General features: G+C 57.6%; 10 protein-coding genes. 5 read left to right on the top strand and 5 right to left on the bottom strand.

The features are described 5' to 3' along the window. Positions 1 to 108: 108 nt before the first annotated feature. The 4 genes from eno to tilS form a co-directional block, all read right to left on the bottom strand. Positions 109 to 1,395: a phosphopyruvate hydratase gene (gene eno / locus B4U49_RS04785; RefSeq protein ID WP_078083438.1), complete on the bottom strand. Its 1,287-nt coding sequence runs from the start codon at positions 1,393 to 1,395 to the stop codon at positions 109 to 111. 115 nt (positions 1,396 to 1,510) lie between these two features. Continuing rightward, positions 1,511 to 2,356: a 3-deoxy-8-phosphooctulonate synthase gene (gene kdsA, locus B4U49_RS04780; protein ID WP_078083437.1), complete on the bottom strand. Its 846-nt coding sequence runs from the start codon at positions 2,354 to 2,356 to the stop codon at positions 1,511 to 1,513. A gap of 94 nt (positions 2,357 to 2,450) precedes the next feature. Beyond that, a complete protein-coding gene (locus tag B4U49_RS04775; protein WP_078083436.1) occupies positions 2,451 to 4,079 on the bottom strand; it encodes a CTP synthase in 1,629 nt (542 codons plus the stop codon). Positions 4,080 to 4,204: 125 nt separating this feature from the next. Continuing rightward, the gene (gene tilS / locus B4U49_RS04770; protein ID WP_078083440.1) at positions 4,205 to 5,425 is read right to left on the bottom strand and encodes a tRNA lysidine(34) synthetase TilS; all 1,221 of its coding nucleotides are present in this window, start codon (positions 5,423 to 5,425) and stop codon (positions 4,205 to 4,207) included. A gap of 317 nt (positions 5,426 to 5,742) precedes the next feature. Between tilS and B4U49_RS04765 the strand changes: the two genes are divergently transcribed. Beyond that, entirely contained in the window at positions 5,743 to 7,323 is a 1,581-nt protein-coding gene (locus B4U49_RS04765; protein WP_078083435.1) for an endo-1,4-beta-xylanase, read from the top strand. Between the two features lie 31 nt (positions 7,324 to 7,354). Here B4U49_RS04765 and B4U49_RS04760 read toward each other — a convergent pair whose 3' ends face one another. Then, the gene (locus B4U49_RS04760) at positions 7,355 to 8,527 is read right to left on the bottom strand and encodes a helix-turn-helix domain-containing protein (RefSeq protein ID WP_078083434.1); all 1,173 of its coding nucleotides are present in this window, start codon (positions 8,525 to 8,527) and stop codon (positions 7,355 to 7,357) included. Positions 8,528 to 8,776: 249 nt separating this feature from the next. On the opposite strand from B4U49_RS04760, the gene B4U49_RS04755 reads away from it, so the two are divergent. The 4 genes from B4U49_RS04755 to B4U49_RS04740 all read left to right on the top strand — a co-directional run. After that, complete coding sequence (locus B4U49_RS04755) at positions 8,777 to 10,867, top strand: carbohydrate-binding protein (RefSeq protein WP_239692473.1); 2,091 nt, start codon at positions 8,777 to 8,779, stop codon at positions 10,865 to 10,867. 295 nt (positions 10,868 to 11,162) lie between these two features. Further along, the gene (locus B4U49_RS04750; RefSeq protein WP_143735528.1) at positions 11,163 to 13,886 is read left to right on the top strand and encodes a TonB-dependent receptor; all 2,724 of its coding nucleotides are present in this window, start codon (positions 11,163 to 11,165) and stop codon (positions 13,884 to 13,886) included. 182 nt (positions 13,887 to 14,068) lie between these two features. Further along, positions 14,069 to 16,396 (top strand): beta-glucosidase BglX, encoded by a 2,328-nt coding sequence (gene bglX / locus B4U49_RS04745; protein WP_239692472.1) that lies wholly within the window; start codon positions 14,069 to 14,071, stop codon positions 16,394 to 16,396. Between the two features lie 139 nt (positions 16,397 to 16,535). Then, the coding region (locus B4U49_RS04740; protein WP_143735527.1) for an MFS transporter at positions 16,536 to 17,125 on the top strand (590 nt) is incomplete at its 3' end.

Here is a 17,125-nt window from a genome sequence, read left to right as displayed (position 1 = left end):
AAGGTCCCTCTTTTCGACAGTCCTGGGAAGGGCCATCGGTATCAGCGCCTTCGCTTCCAAGCGCGAGCCAAGAAGCGAGACTCAAGCCAGTTTACCGGGCTTTCCGAATTACTTGAACTCGGCAATGCCGCGGTAAGGAGCCTTGCCTTCCAGCTCGGCTTCGATACGCAGCAGGCGGTTGTACTTGGCTACGCGGTCGGAGCGGCACAGGGAGCCGGTCTTGATCTGGCCAGCAGCGGTAGCAACGGCCAGGTCAGCGATGGTGGTGTCTTCGGTTTCACCGGAGCGGTGAGAGATAACCGCGGTGAAACCAGCGTCTTTGGCCATTTTAATCGCGTCCAGAGTCTCGGACAGGGAGCCGATCTGGTTGAACTTGATCAGGATGGAGTTACCAACGCCCTTCTCGATACCTTCTTTCAGGATCTTGGTGTTGGTCACGAACAGGTCGTCGCCCACCAGCTGCACTTTTTCGCCGATTTTGTCGGTGAGGATTTTCCAGCCGTCCCAGTCGCTCTCGTCCATACCGTCTTCGATGGAGATGATCGGGTAGTTTTCGGACAGCTCCTGCAGGTAGGAGGCGAAGCCTTCGCTGTCGAATTCCTTGCCTTCGCCAGACAGGTTGTACTTGCCGTCTTTGTAGAATTCGGAGGACGCGCAGTCGAGGGCCAGGGTGATGTCGTCGCCCAGCTTGTAACCAGCGGCTTCAACCGCTTCAGCGATCACTTTCAGCGCGCCTTCGTTGGAGGGCAGGTTGGGAGCAAAGCCACCTTCGTCACCTACGGCTGTGTTCAGGCCTTGTGCGGACAGGACTTTTTTCAGGGCGTGGAAAATTTCAGCACCCTGACGCAGGGCTTCGGCGAAGGTTTTGGCTTTCACCGGCTGGATCATGAATTCCTGAATATCAACGTTGTTGTCGGCGTGCTCACCACCGTTGATGATGTTCATCATCGGTACCGGCAGGGTGTACTGACCGGGAGTGCCATTTACTTCGGCAATGTGCTGATACAGGGGGACGCCTTTTGAGATGGCTGCAGCCTTGGCAGCGGCCAGGGATACGGCCAGGATGGCGTTGGCGCCCAGCTTGGATTTGTTCTCGGTGCCGTCGGCATCGATCATGGCTTTGTCCAGCGCGCGCTGGTCAGTTGCGTCCATGCCTACCAGCAGCTTGGCGATCTCGCCGTTGATGTTTTCAACAGCTTTCAGGACACCTTTGCCCAGGTAACGGCTTTTGTCGCCGTCGCGCAGCTCGAGAGCCTCACGAGAGCCGGTGGAAGCGCCAGACGGTGCACAGGCTGAACCTACCGCGCCGCATTCGAGAATCACATCGGCGTTAACGGTGGGGTTACCGCGCGAATCCAGTACTTCAAAAGCTTTAACAGCAACAATCTTGCTCATTTTTTTAACGGGCTCCTTGTTCGAAAAAAGTTAGACCTAAAAATCACTTCTGTGAGGTTTGGATAATGGTGGCCACTTTTTCGAGGCCACTCGTTTTAGTTATTTAGTTTTTCTATTATTTGGTATCGAGCGGCTCGAAACCTTTAACCAGATCATCCACCGCTTTCATTTGCACGAGGAACGGCTCCAGTTTTTCCAGCGGCAATGCGCTGGGACCATCACACAGGGCCTTGTCCGGGTTCGGGTGGGACTCGAGGAACAGACCGGCGATACCGATTGCGAGGCCGGCACGGCCGAGCTCGGTAACCTGGCTGCGACGTCCGCCGGAAGCGGCGCCGCCAGGAGCGCGCATTTGCAGCGAGTGGGTAACGTCAAAAATCAGCGGGGCACCGCCAGAGGCATCGATCATGGTGCGGAAACCGAGCATGTCGACTACCAGATTGTCATAACCGAAGCAGGCGCCACGTTCGCACAGGATGATTTTCTCGTTGCCGCCTTCGGCAAACTTTTCCACCACATTCTTGACCTGTGGCGGGCTCATGAACTGTGGTTTCTTCACGTTGATCACCGCACCCGTGGCAGCCATGGCGGCGACCAAGTCGGTCTGGCGAGCGAGGAACGCAGGCAACTGGATAACGTCAACCACCTCGGCCACCGGCGCAGCCTGGTGCGGCTCGTGCACGTCGGTAATCAGCGGGACGCTGAAAGTCTTTTTGACTTCTTCGAATATCCTGAGCCCCTCTTCCATTCCGGGACCGCGATAGGAGTGAATGGATGAGCGATTGGCCTTGTCGAAAGAGGCCTTGAAAACGTAGGGAATGCCCAGCTTGTCGGTCACATTGACGTAATGCTCGGCCACCCGCATGGCCATATCGCGGGATTCCAGAACATTCATCCCGCCAAACAGGGTAAACGGGCGATCATTGGCAACCGGAAGGCTACCCACTTCAATGGTTTTCATTTTTTATTATCCCCTAACAGAATTTCTCTCTGGTCTTTACTTCATCATTTTGGAAGAGATGGAGGGAGCGCATTTGCGCTCCCTCCCTTCTTTATTAGCCCTGCTTGTGCTTCAGTGCCGCCGCTACAAAGCTCTCAAACAGCGGATGGCCGTCACGCGGCGTGGAAGTGAATTCCGGGTGGAACTGACAGGCTACAAACCAGGGATGTTCCGGCAACTCGACCATTTCTACCAGGGTGTCATCCGCAGACCAGCCACCGATTTTGAGGCCGGCTTTCTGCAGGCGGTCAACATAGTTGTTGTTGACTTCATAGCGATGACGGTGACGCTCAACAATCACGTCTTTGCCATAGATATCGCGGGCTTTGGAGTCTTTCGCCAGACGACATTCCTGACCACCAAGACGCATGGTTCCGCCGAGGTCAGACTTTTCATCGCGCTTCTCGACCTTGCCTTCGCTGTCGATCCACTCGGTAATCAGACCGATTACCGGATGCGGGGTCTTGGTGTCAAACTCGGTGCTGTTAGCGCCTTCGAGGCCCAGCACATTGCGCGCATACTCGATGACCACAGACTGCAGACCAAGACAGATGCCGAGGAACGGAATGTTGTTTTCACGGGCGTAGCGCACGGACTCGAGCTTGCCTTCCAGGCCGCGCTCGCCAAAACCGCCAGGCACCAGGATGGCATCGGCACCCTTGATCAGGTCCAGGCCACCTTCCCCTTCCACGTCTTCCGCATTGATGTAATCAATGGTGATCTTGGTGCGGTTCTTGATACCCGCGTGGACCAGGGATTCGATCAGGGACTTGTACGCGTCCAGCAGCTCCATGTACTTGCCGACCATGGCAATCTTGATTTCGTGCTGCGGATTCAGCTTTCCATCTACCACGGCATCCCATTCAGACAGGTCCGGGGCTTCGCATTCGAGCTGCAGTTTCTCCACCACGATTTCATCGAGGCCGTATTCATGCAACATCCGCGGCACACCGTAGATGGTCTTTGCGTCCGGCAGCGGTACAACCGCGCGCTCTTCTACGTTGGTGAACAGGGCAATTTTGCGACGGGAGTCGTCGTCAATGGCGCGCTCGGAACGGCACAGCAAAATATCCGGCTGCAGGCCAATGGAACGCAGTTCTTTTACGGAGTGCTGGGTCGGCTTGGTTTTGGTTTCACCGGCGGTGCCGAGGTAAGGCACATAGCTCAGGTGAATCAGCAGCGCGCGGTTGGTTCCCATCTCGACGCGCAGCTGGCGTACGGATTCCAGGAACGGCTGGGATTCAATATCACCCACAGTGCCGCCGATCTCGACGATAGCGACATCCACGTCGCGGCCGCCCTCAATCACGCGGCGCTTGATTTCGTCGGTGATGTGCGGGATTACCTGCACGGTACCACCGAGGTAATCACCACGGCGCTCTTTGCGCAGAACGGTTTCGTATACCCGGCCGGTGGTGAAGTTGTTGCGCTTGGACATGCGTGTGCGGATAAAGCGCTCGTAGTGGCCGAGGTCCAGATCCGTCTCGGCGCCATCTTCGGTCACATAGACCTCGCCGTGCTGGAAGGGGCTCATGGTGCCCGGGTCCACATTGATGTACGGGTCCAGCTTGAGAATCGTAACCTTGAGGCCACGGGCTTCAAGAATTGCAGCCAGAGAGGCGGAAGCGATACCTTTCCCCAATGAGGAAACCACGCCGCCAGTGACAAAAATATAGCGCGTCATGCAAAACCTTGGTCAGTTGAATGCCCGACGAGTTCGGGCGTGCGGGACTGGCTCTGGGGGCGCGATCTTGCGCAACCCGGTGCCTTTGAGATGGGACGCCAGACTACCAGAAAGCGGGATTCCGCTCAATCTAAAAACCGCCAAATTGGGGGCTGGGATGGGCCTTTGGCGGTGACGAACAGGTCCCCCACCGCCACCAGCTCGTCCCCGGTGTAGATCAGCGGAACCAGACCGCGCAACCAGGGCTCCAGGGCATACTCCTGGAGCAGTTTCTTCAGTGTCTGGGAGTGGCTGCGGCTCGACGGCCGCGCCCGTTCGCCACCACGCCGAAAGTGAACAGTGTACTCGCCCGCCGGCCAGCCTTTGTCCGGCTGCAGGGTCCAGCCGTCGGTCAGTTCCAGATTGCACATACCATCCCATCGCCAGACGGTCTCCCCAGCTACCGAGTCACTCAGAGGCTGTAATTGTGGTGTGAGATAGAGGCGATCACGATAGCGACGCAACACTAGATCCCCCAGCGTTACAGCGGGCTGGGCGTCCGCCGCAGCGCGGACCTGCTCAAGGCCCTCTTGCAACTGCGCAGACTCGGGCATACGCCCGCCCAGTTGCCGGATCCACATTCGCAGCAGGTTTTTCTGCCGAGGAACCGACAGTGCCCGAAATCCCTGGAGATCGATACTCTCTCCAAACCTCGCCTCGCAGTGTGCGCAGCCTCGCAGGTCATCCAGCGCAATGTCCTGTAACAGGCCCGCGGATTCCCGCAGGTTTTCTACGGCGCGAGACACGCGATTGACCACTGGCCAGCGCGCTGTCAGGGCCGGCACTACCTGACTGCGGATGTAATTCCGGTCGAATGCGAGATCCGCATTACTCTCATCCTCGATCCACGCGAGCCCCTGTGCCCTGGCGTAGAGTTCGAGCTCCTCTCGCGACACCCTTAATAAAGGACGCAATACACTGCGTCCTTCACTGAGGGCCCGGCACTCATCCATCGCCGCAAGCCCCTCGATACCTGCACCGCGCATCAGCCGCAACAACAGTGTTTCCGTCTGATCATCTCCGTGATGGGCCAGCAGTATCTGATCCCCTGGCGCCATTACCTTCTCGAATACGCGGTATCGCGCGCTCCTTGCCGCCTGCTCCAGACCGCCATCCTCGCGGCAGACCTGTACTTTGTGCCCGATAAAAGGCACCCCCATCGCCTTCGCGAAAGTTTCGCAGTGGGCCTGCCAATTATCCGCCTGAGGGCTGATGCCGTGATTTACATGTACAGCGGTCACAGGCAATTCGGCACGGGCCAACAAATGCAGAAGAACAGCGGAATCCAGTCCGCCGGAATATCCCACCCACAAGCGCCCCGACGCCGGATGGCGCGTCAAGGCATCGTTAATCAGCTTGATGAGTGTTTCGCTAGCGGCAGTCACTTATCGGGTCCGGCGGTCGTTTGCCGGGGAGTATACCCGCCCCGATCGGGACGCGCTCAGGGACCGCCACGCGTACCCACAGCAAACAAGATAGTCTTCGCGACTATAAGGTGGACCTGACGCACAAAACAAGACAGCGCCTGCATCAGCCAATCAACGCAAAACGTCCCAACCACGTGCCCGCCGGTGTAGGGAGCACAAGGTTTCACCCAATGGAGAAATAAGAGAACAGAATAGCGATGAAAAACTTCAATATTCCCAAAATACTTCAGCGGCCCACACCGCTACTCCGCCGGTTGAGCGGGGCTCTCGCACTGACAATACTCGGCACCAGCGCCGGAAATGCCATCGCCAGTTGCGAATACACGATCAACAACGACTGGGGCTCCGGCTTCGTCGCCAGTGTGCAGGTTAGCAACGATACCGCACAAGCGGTGAGCAGCTGGCAGGTGCAGTGGCAGTACAGCGGCGACAACCGCTTGGTCCACCACTGGAGCTCCGAGCTGAGCGGCAATAACCCCTACGTTGCCAGCAATGCAGACTGGAACGGCACCCTGCAACCCGGGCAGACCGCAGAATTTGGCTTTCAGGGTACCGCCAGTGGCATTGTCGAGATCCCACAGCTCACCGGCAGCCTGTGTGACGGTGGCAGCTCCTCTTCCGGCGGCTCCAGCAGCAGTAGCTCGTCCAGCTCCAGTAGTTCCTCCTCCAGTGGTTCATCCGGAGGCACATCGAGTTCAAGCAGTTCCTCTTCCGGCAGTTCCTCAAGTGGCAGCTCGTCGGGCGCCTCTGCGGAAAATCTATACAGCCTGGCCTCCTTCCCGATTGGGGTAGCGGTTTCCGCCGGCAATGAAAACCGCAGTTTCCTCAGTCTTCCGGAGAAGCAGGTTTCCATTGCCCAGCATTTCAGCCAGCTTACCGCCGGCAACATCATGAAGATGAGTTACCTGCATCCACAGGAAAACACCTACGATTTCGCCAACGCCGATCAATTGGTGGATTGGGCAGAAACCAGCGGCATCGGGATTCACGGGCACACATTTATCTGGCACTCGGATTACCAGGTACCCAACTGGATGAAGAATTACAGTGGCGACTTCCAGGCCATGCTGAATACCCATGTGACGACCATCGCCGAGCACTTCGCGGGCAGAGTGGACAGCTGGGATGTGGTCAATGAAGCGATCGACGAGAACCAATCCAGCTGTTATCGCAATTCTCTGTTTTATCAACGGGCCGGCAGCGACTATCTCTCGGAAGCGTTTTTCGCCGCCGATGCAGCGGACCCGGGCGCCGAACTGTATTACAACGACTACGACACCGAGGGCGGCAACGGTAACAAGCTGAACTGCCTGCTGCAGATTGTGGACGGACTGCTCGCGGATGGCGTCCCCATCGACGGCGTGGGATTCCAAATGCACGTTCAGATTGACTGGCCTTCCACGTCCCAAATGCGCACTGCCTTCCAGGCCATCGTCGATCGTGGGCTAAAGGTGAAAATCACAGAACTGGATGTGCCGGTGAACAACCCTTATGCCTCCACGCCCTTTCCGCAGCACACCAGTTACACCCCGGAAGTCGCGGCACTGCAGAAAGCCCGCTACAAAGCCATTGTGGCAACCTATATGGATGTGGTGCCACCGCAACAACGCGGCGGCATTACCGTGTGGGGCCTCTGGGATGGAGACAGCTGGCTGCTGGATTTCAACAGCCGCCAGGGCGTGGACGACTGGCCGCTGTTATTCAACGGCCCGGCAGATGGTCCCTATGAAGAGAAAGCCGCTCTGAACGGGGTAGCCGAGGCGCTGCTCGGTCAGTAATCCCTGGGACTTTCCGCTGTTATAAAACCCTTTATGCGGATTCTGGAATGGCGTCGGCCCGTCGGTACTGGGACGGCGTCATGCCAGCCGCTTTTTTAAAGAAAGTATTGAAAACCGATTTGCTATTGAATCCCACTTCAAGATAGATGTCGGTAATCGTCTTTCCTTCCCCATCGGGGCTGCGCAGCAGGCGCATGGCCTCCTGAATCCGGTAGCGGTTGATGAACTCGTAGAAATTCACTTCAAAGTGCCGGTTAATAATCATCGACAGGTCCCGTGTAGGCACTTCAAGATTTTCCGCCAGTAGATCGATGGTTACATCAGGCTGCAGATAAAGTTTCCTGGCGAGCATCTTGCGGTCGATCTCCTCCGCCAGAGCCGGATTACACACCTGATCGCCGGTAGCCTTGCGCGGCTTCTCTGGTTCGCGCAGGGATTCAAAGTTGGCGAAGTAGCGAACCCCGGTAAAGACCAGCAGGTTCACCAGTACAAACACGGTGTAGTAACCGGTGAGACCAATTTTCTCGAACACCCCCAGATCGTAGTGCTGATACAGGCTGAACATCTTGGCGATACTCAGCACCACCTCCATCAGCATCACCAGCATAAAACCGAATACCAGTGTCCGGATCCAGGTGACATCGACCTTCTCGACATTGGAGTGGGTCGACTTCAAACGCTGGGTGTACTTCACAATCAGTAGCAGTGACCACAGGCAATAAGCCATCCGCAGCCCCTTGCAAAGAAACTCCACCAGTACGTAGTGCCAGCCGTACACCAGGGTTTCACTGCTGATCAGCTCCAGGCGCTGCTCCAGCGGCAGGCGGAAAAACACCGCGCTCATGTACACCAGAGCGAGTACAAACGGCAGCAGGTGCACCGCATCTCTCGGACGCAGGGAGAAGTCGCGAAAAATCAGGGATTTCACACAGAAGAACAGCAACATGCCATCCAGGTAATAAGCAAAGCCGCCGAGGAAATATACCTGCGGCAATAACTCGCGCACCGTAAATTTGAATTCCGCGCCCCACAGCACCAGCTCGTGCAGCGGAATAAACGCGTGCGCGAAGAGGAACGCGGCAAGGAAATAGGTACTCGGCTGCTTGCCGGTGTTGGTGACCAATAACAGCACGGCAAAAAAAAGACACTGCATCGCCGTCATCAGTAACACGACATCGTGAAAATTAAATAGAACCTGGCTCATTCTTATGATTTTTCTAGGTTGCTCGTTAGACCGGGGCGTTCGAATACCGCGGGGGACTCGAACGGGTTCGACTGGTCACACACCACGCTAATTACGCCGTTAGAACGACGCGGGGCAATCCAGTCTCTTAGGGTGCAAGTGGCGATTCATTCGCCATCGATTCTCAACATCAAACGCATAATAAAGGAAAGCATGATGAGATTTAACTCTGCAAGCAGGCTAGGCAGTCTATTAACACTGCTCGTCTTATTGTCCACATTTACTGCCTTTAGCAAGGTCCACGCACAGTACGTGCACACCGACGGTACCGATATCGTGGACGGCAACGGCAACCCCGTCCACTTGAACGGAATCAACCTTGGCAACTGGTTGCTGTGGGAAGGCTACCTGATGATGGGTGACTTCAATTACCGCACCCATACCCAGTTCCTCAACAGTCTGGCGGATACCTTTGGCAGCATAGCCCTGGCGAGGGAGTTCGAACATCAGTGGCGACTCAATTACGTGACCGAAAGGGAAATCGCGGATCTGAAAAGCCTCGGCTTTAACACCGTCCGTGTGCCCTTCCACTACAACCTGTTCTGGGGAAACGGGCAGTTGTCGGATCATGGCTTCCAGTACTTCGACCGCCTGATCGACTATTGCCGCACCCACGGTCTCTATGTACTGCTGGATATGCACGCCGCCCCCGGTTACCAGAATCCCGGCGATCACAGCGACAATATCGACTCCAACGCCGGTCAACCGCGAGATTCGGTCAAGTTCTGGGATGGTAACAATGTCCAGATCGCCAGCCAGGTATGGCGGCATATCGCCGACCGCTATAAAAACGAGCCGGTGATCTGGGGGTATGACCTGATCAACGAGCCGGTGCCCCAGGCTGGGCGCGAATACGAGCTGTTACCGTCGCTGCTCGCCATGCGCAATGCCATTCGCGAGGTAGACAATAACCACGCGATCATTGCCGAGGGCAGCTGGTGGGCATCGGATATACAGAAGATTGACTGGACCGATGCCGACACCCAGGCCAACACCAGTATCAGCGCTCGCTGGGATCACAATCTGGTGTACCAGACCCACCACTATGTATTTGGCAATACCGAATGGATCGCCGACCTGTATCCCCGAGCGGATCGCACCAATGCCATGGGTGTACCGCTGATCCTGGGGGAATACGGTGAGGACAACAACGATATCATTCGCCAGCTTACCGACTGGTCACTTAACAACATCGCTGGTCAGTTCCCCTGGTCATTCAAAAAGATGAGTCACGACCGCACCCTGTGGACCATTGCCCCCAACAGCGTTTACAGCCAAGTAGTGAACTACATCAATAACGGTGGCACACCGCCGGCAAACGCCTACGCGGGCATGATCGATTTCGCCCAAAATCATATCGGCAACGGCGCCAGCAATGTGAGCTGGCACCAGGGGTTTTACGATGCGATCAAAACCAGTGGAGGCAGCACCCCACCCCCGGCAGACTGTGACGCCATCAATCCACAGAGTACCGGTCGTATCGAAGCGGAAAGCTTCTGTGCCATGTCCGGTATTCAGCTGGAGGACACGAGCGATAACGGTGGTGGCCAGAATGTGGGCTGGACCGATAGCGGCGACTGGCTGGATTACCGCGTCGACGTGGCGCAAAGTGGTGAATACACACTGACCTACCGTGTTGCCAGCACCGCCAACACCGGGCAGTTACGACTAATTGCCGATGGCGCGCAAGTGGCGAACACCAGCCTGCCAAACACCGGCGGCTGGCAGAACTGGCAGTCTATAACCGCCAGCATAAGTCTGACGGCTGGCCCCCAGACCCTGCGCCTTGAAGTGGCGGGCCCAGGATTCAATCTCAACTGGTTTGAGCTTGAATTAGGTGGTGAAGATCCCACGGACCCAACCGACCCGGTCGATCCCCCGGCGGGCGAAATCGCCAATGGCGACTACCAGATCCGTAACCTGGCCAGTGGTCTTTTGCTGGGCGTAGCCAACAATGGCACCAGTAATGGTGGCAATGTGATTCAGGGCGGCAACCAGTCCTGGCACGTCACTGCACTCGCCGATGGTAACTACCGAATCGAAAACAGCTACAGCGGACTGGCACTGGATGTACAGGATTTGTCCTCCAGCAATGGTGCCAACATCCAGCAGTGGGAGTACGGTGGGGGAGACAACCAGCACTGGATTATCGAGCCGGTATCCGGCAATCAGTTCCGTATCCTGTCTGCCCTGAGCGGCAAGTCCCTGGACGTACAGGATGGCTCCACCAGCACAGGCGGCAATATCCAGCAGTGGACCTACCACGGCAATGACAACCAGCTATGGCTGCTTGAAAACTAACCAAGCCTACCCAAATCCCCCTTACTTTTCTCTCTTTAATGGGCCGCAGGAACACCTCCTGCGGCCCTTTTTTGGCCTTCAGCCGCAGCCAGCCCTACTTATGACCAAAGCCCCTAAGCCATTGATTTTCGTCCATTTACCAGAGGTTCGGCTGCGCGTAGGATAGTCGAACGCCAAAAAAAACCTGATTTTGCGTTCGAATAACCGCATCCGGACGCCCGCCCACCCGGCATTTGGCAAATTTCCTCCGTCGCCACACTGGCGACCCAAAACAATAAACATGAGAGGAATACCGATGAAGAGACTGCACAAGCCTCTGGCGCTCTCCATTGCGCTGGTGAATTCCGGCTGGGCCTACGCGCAACAAGCGACCCAGGAAGTGCCCGACGAGACTCAGGAAACTCTGGCGACCAGCGCGCTGGAAGAAGTGACCGTCACCGCCACCAAGCGCGAAACCAATCTGATGGAAACCCCGATTTCCATTACCGCGTTCAGCCAGGAGAAACTGGACCGAGAAGGCCTGACCAACATCAAGGACATGGCGCAGATGGTGCCGAACATGGAAATTTCCATGGACTCCTCCCAGACCGCGCCGGTCGTTGCCATGCGCGGTGTGCGCTCCACCAATATCACCGAACTGGGCGATCCCTCGGTCGGCCTGCACCTGGACGGTATTTACTCCCCTCGCCCGCAGGGCGCCATGGCGCTGATGTTCGACGTGGAGCGAGTAGAAGCCATGCGCGGCCCCCAGGGCACGCTGTTCGGCCGCAACTCCACCGTGGGCAACGTCAACATTATTTCCAAGCGCCCGGACTTCGGCGAGTTCGACGCGTCTCTGGGTATCGAGGCCGGCCGCTGGAACCACCAGCAGACCCGCGGCATGATCAATATCCCGGTCAGCGAGACGTTCGCCTTACGCGGTTCCTTTATGCAGGAAACCCGCGACTCCTATCTGAACGGTTACTACGACCCCAACCAGTGGGACGTGCGCTACCTGCCGGAAGACGTCCAGAATGCCCCGGTGTACTCCGGTAGCGATGAAGACCGCAGCCTGCGCCAACGTGAGCGCTGGGGTGATGGTGAAGTCCAGGAGCTGGTGAAAGCCGATCCCTCCGACTTCTACAACAATTCGGACCAGTATGCGTTTCGTGTTAGCGCTCTGTGGGAACCCACCGAAGCCCTGTCGTGGATGCTGGCCTACGAGCAATTTCAGGACGACAGTGCCGGTGGTGCCGACACCCTCAACTGTGACATGGCCGCGAAACGCATCCGCAAGGACGGTGACGGCAACTACCTCGACGTCGACGGCAATATTTCAGACGTGCCGGTACCCGGCCAATTGGGTTGTAACAGCGTCTACGGCGCCGGTGCCGACGACTTCACCGTCAACGTCAGCGTGCCCGGCTTCCTGGACCTGAATATCGAATCCGTACGCTCGAACCTGAGTTGGGACCTGTCCGACGAAATTGCCCTGGTGTACAACGCCGGCTGGGCCAAGCAGGTGCGCTCACAACACTCCGACCAGGATCGCGGTATCACCGGTTGGGACATGTCCATCTTCTTCCGCGATGCCACCTTCGAATCCCAATCCCATGAGATTCAACTGCAATCCACCGGCTCCGGCCCGCTGCAGTGGATCGCCGGCGCCTTCTATTTTGAAGAAGACAACAACATGCAGGGTGGCTGGATCAACAGTGGCCAGAATGCGGACTACTGGAACCAGCCCAACCGCACCCTCAAGTCCCAGGCCTTTTTCACCCAGGGTACCTACGCGGTCACCGACCAGCTGAACCTGACCCTGGGTGTACGCTACACCGAAGACACCAAGCAGGATGTGGGCGGCCACAACATGACCTGTAACGGTGACACCATCAATCCGCAAACCGGCGAAGCTTGTTTCCCGGCCTGGGACCGCAATGCGTTTAACCAGTTGCCCACAGACTACTTCTACGATCCGTCCATTTACACCACCGTCAGCGACAACCAGACCAAGGGCAGCTGGGACTTCACCAACTACCGCGTAGGCCTGGACTACATCGTCAACGACGAACTGATGGTGTTCGGCTACGTGGCCAACGGTTTCAAGTCCGGCGGTATCGGCGACGTCTTTGTGCAATACGAGCAGGACCCGCTCACCGCGGAATACGACCTGGATGCCAATGGCGATCGTATCGTCAAGCAGCGTCACCAGAATACCTACGATCCGGAGGTAGTAACGACGTACGAGCTGGGTACCAAGGGCACCTATCTCGATGGCAGCCTGAACCTGATGGCCACCCTTTTCTACAGCGACTATGAGGATATGCAGGCGGCCTCCGCCAAGGGCATCTTCCCCTATTACGTGGAAGAGCGGGATGACCAGAGCGGTGAACTGACTGGCGAAATCACCACCGAAACCCAGACCGTTTTCCAGACCGCCAACATCGGCAGCGCCGCCATCAAAGGCCTGGAGATCGAGTTTGACTGGGCGCCGATCGAGAACGGCCGCTTCGACGGTTACGTGACCTGGCTGGATACCGAAATCACCAGCGATTTTATCTACCACTGGGATTTCGCCGCCACCGACCTGTTCGAAGTGGATCACGGTGCGGCCACCAATCCAGACAACGACGCCATGAAGGTCAACCTGAAAGGCAACGAGCTGGCGGCGTCGCCAAAACTCAGTGCCAAGCTGAACTACACCCATACCTTCCGTTTCAACAACGGCTTCGCGATTGTCCCGCACCTCAGCTACTTCTGGCGCGACAAGTCGTACCACACCTTCCAGAACGTGGATAAACACTACGAAGCCTTTGCCACGGAAACCCCGGATGCCTTCAGCGATGTGCGCCCGGCATTCCACAGTGTGAACAGCACACTGAAGCTGGAAGCACCGGATAACAAGTGGAATGTGGAAGCCTTCGTCTACAACCTCACCGACCAGAAAGAGACTTACTGGGCCGGCGGCGGTGATGGCCTGATCAAGGGGCCGATCTCCATGCCGCGCTTCTACGGCGTACGCGGCAATTACAATTTTTAAAAGCGGTAACTTCTAAAAGCGATCGTCATCTTCGCTTGTCTCCCTCGCTCCCACCGGTTTCGGTGGGGGCTTTTTTTCCCGCGCCGCCCTTTATCAGTAAACCGGAAGCGAAGAGGAAGCGCACAAGCGAGACGACGCCTGTAGAGCAGTTCCTGAGAGACAGAATTACCAGAGTGAACACCATGAAAAAGCATCCCCTTTATATCGGCGTTATGGCCGGGCTTCTCTCGCTCACGGCCACCCTACCCCTCCAGGCCGCCAACCAAACTGTGGCCCCCACCACGCTGAATCAGCCGAGCCGCCAACAGGAAGCCATCGAATCCAAAATCCAAAACCTGCTCGCGCAGATGTCGATTCAAGAAAAAATCGGGCAGCTGGCCCTGCGCGACTGGGGCACCTTCGATGCCTCCGATATGAAATCCATCAAGCAGGCCGTGCGTGAAGGTCGCGTGGGGGGATTCCTGAACGTCAATTTCAGTTCCGTGGATAAAAATGCGTTTGAGGAGTTGCAACGCATTGCCGTCGAGGAAAGTCCGCTGGGCGTTCCGCTGCTGTTTGGCCAGGATGTGATCCACGGCTACGAAACTATTTTCCCAATTCCACTGGGACAGGCCGCCAGCTGGAACCCGGAGCTGATTAAAAACGGCGCTCGTGTAGCCGCGCAGGAAGCCAGCGCAGACGGTATCCGCTGGACTTTCGCGCCGATGATCGATATCAGCCGCGACCCGCGCTGGGGGCGCATCGCCGAAACTCTGGGTGAAGACCCCTACCTGACCTCTACCCTGGGCGTGGCCATGGTCGAAGGTTTCCAGAGCGGCAATCTCGCCGACCCCACCAGCCTCGCCGCCTGTGGCAAACACTTTGCCGGCTACGGTGCTGCCGAGGGCGGTCGCGATTACAACAGTGCCTATATTCCCGAGCGCCTGCTGCGGGATATCTACCTGCCGCCGTTCAAGGCCAGTATCGACGCAGGCATGCAGAGCATCATGAGTACTTACAGTACCCTCAACGACGTACCGGGTACCGGCAGCCCTTTCCTGTTCAAGCAGGTCCTGCGCGAAGAATGGGGCTTTGACGGCTTTGTGGTGAGCGACTGGAACGCGGTGATGGAGATGGTGCCCCACGGCTTTGCCCGCGATGCCAAACACGCGGCCACCCTCGCCGCCAATGCCGGCATCGATATGGAAATGCACACCGACACCTACGAGCAATTCCTCCCGCAACTGATGGATGAAGGCCAGTTCTCCGAGGCCCAGCTGGATACAGCCGTGGCCAATATCCTGCGGGTCAAGCTGCGCCTGGATCTATGGAATCACCCCTACCCCCGTGCCAAATCCAAAGCGGAGCGCGCGCAGATCATCCGCAACGACCAATTCCGGGATACCGCCAAAGCCGCCGCAAAGGAAACCTTCGTACTACTCAAAAACGACAATCGGGTATTGCCGCTGAAAAAAGGCCAGAGCGTCGCCGTCATTGGCCCGCTGGCAGACGCCGCCCACGACCAGCTGGGTACCTGGATCTATAACGGCGACAAGAAACACTCCCGCACCCTGCTGCCGGCCCTGCGCGAGATGGTGGGCGATACCGGCGAAATCCTCTACGCCGCCGGCCTCGACTACAGCCGCGACACCCGCACCCGCGGTTTCAAGGCCGCCATCAAAGCGGCGAAGAAGGCCGATGTGGTTTTGTTCGTGGGTGGTGAAGAGGCAATTCTCTCCGGCGAGGGCCACAGCCGCGGCGATATTCGCCTGCCCGGTGCGCAGGCCGAACTGGTGGCAGAACTTTCCAAAACCGGCAAACCGCTGGCAATGGTGTTGATGGCGGGTCGACCACTGCAACTGGACCAAACCCTGCAACAGGCGGATGCGGTAATGATGGCCTGGCACCCGGGCACCATGGGCGGGCCGGCACTGGCGGATGTGCTCTATGGCGAGACCTCCCCGTCCGGCCGACTGCCGCTCAGCTGGCCGGTGGGCGCGGGCCAGATCCCCATCTACTACAACCACCTGGCCACCGGCCGCCCGGCCAGTGAAGACAATTACACCCGTATCGAAAAGATCGGCCGCGAGGTGTTCCAGCACCAGCCGGGCAACTCGTCCAACCTGCTGGACTACGGTCACAAGCCCCTGTTCCCGTTCGGTTACGGTCTGACCTACAGCGAGTTTGAATACTCCGATCTGGAACTGTCCGACACCACGCTGGATGCCAATGGGCAGCTGACGGTATCTGCCACCATTACTAACACCGGCAAGACTGCCGCCACCGAAACCGCCCAGCTGTACGTGCGTGACCAGGTGGGCAGCGTGTCGCGGCCGGTGCGGGAGCTAAAGGGGTTTGAGCGCCTTACCCTTGAGCCGGGAGAGTCCCGACAGGTGAATTTCTCGCTCAAGGCCAGCCAACTGGCTTTCCATAACACAGATATGGAAGCGGTCATTGAGCCCGGTGAATTCCGGGTGTGGATTGCACCGAATGCGGAATCGGGTCTCGAAGCCGGCTTTACCCTTCGTTGAGATACCCGCTTCGGTAGCCTGGGACGTCCTACTTTGCGATCCAGCGCAAAGTAGGACGCTTTTCCCCGCGCCAAACGTCACACTGGAAAGCACAAAAATGCCCTAGCGGTAAAAACGATAAAAACTTGGAAGTATCCCCATGCAAGCGATCGAGACCTCGCTGGAGGGCGCAGCGGCCCGCCAGGAATCCCCCTCCCTCCTATTTGTCATTCTGATCTGCAGCGTCGCCACCATCGGCGGTTTTCTGTTCGGCTTCGATAGCGGTGTGATCAACGGCACCGTGACCGGACTGCAACAGGCGTTCAATTCCAATACCGCCGGTACCGGTTTCAATGTGGCATCCATGCTACTGGGCTGCGCGGTGGGCGCCTTCTTTGCCGGGCGCCTGGCCGACCTGTGGGGGCGCAAAACCCTGCTGCTGATCGCGTCGGTGCTGTTCGTGATCAGTGCGTGGGGATCCGGTGTTGCCGCCAGCTCACCGGAGTTTGTTTTCTATCGCATTCTGGGTGGCCTGGCTGTCGGCGCGGCCAGTGTGATGTCGCCCGCCTATATCAGCGAGATTGCCCCGGCCGCAATTCGCGGTCGCCTGATCACCATCAATCAGATTGCCATTATCTCCGGTCTGTTTGCGGCTTTTGTGAGCAACTACTGGCTAGCGAATGTGGCCGGCTCCGCGGTCAATGAATGGTGGATGGGCTTCAATGCCTGGCGCTGGATGTTCTGGATCGA

Origin of the sequence: Microbulbifer mangrovi, assembly GCF_002009015.1 — a bacterium.
GTDB classification, from domain to species: domain Bacteria; phylum Pseudomonadota; class Gammaproteobacteria; order Pseudomonadales; family Cellvibrionaceae; genus Microbulbifer; species Microbulbifer mangrovi.
Note: the sequence above shows the minus strand (reverse complement) of the source record. Positions and strands in the feature narration are given on the sequence as shown.

Excerpts from the sequence above, each read along its gene's own strand:
- B4U49_RS04775 (WP_078083436.1), bottom strand. The coding sequence starts at position 4,079 with ATGACGCGCTATATTTTTGTCACTGGCGGCGTGGTTTCCTCATTGGGG.
- bglX (WP_239692472.1), top strand. The coding sequence starts at position 14,069 with ATGAAAAAGCATCCCCTTTATATCGGCGTTATGGCCGGGCTTCTCTCG.
- B4U49_RS04750 (WP_143735528.1), top strand. The coding sequence starts at position 11,163 with ATGAAGAGACTGCACAAGCCTCTGGCGCTCTCCATTGCGCTGGTGAAT.
- eno (WP_078083438.1), bottom strand. The coding sequence starts at position 1,395 with ATGAGCAAGATTGTTGCTGTTAAAGCTTTTGAAGTACTGGATTCGCGC.
- kdsA (WP_078083437.1), bottom strand. The coding sequence starts at position 2,356 with ATGAAAACCATTGAAGTGGGTAGCCTTCCGGTTGCCAATGATCGCCCG.
- B4U49_RS04765 (WP_078083435.1), top strand. The coding sequence starts at position 5,743 with ATGAAAAACTTCAATATTCCCAAAATACTTCAGCGGCCCACACCGCTA.
- B4U49_RS04760 (WP_078083434.1), bottom strand. The coding sequence starts at position 8,527 with ATGAGCCAGGTTCTATTTAATTTTCACGATGTCGTGTTACTGATGACG.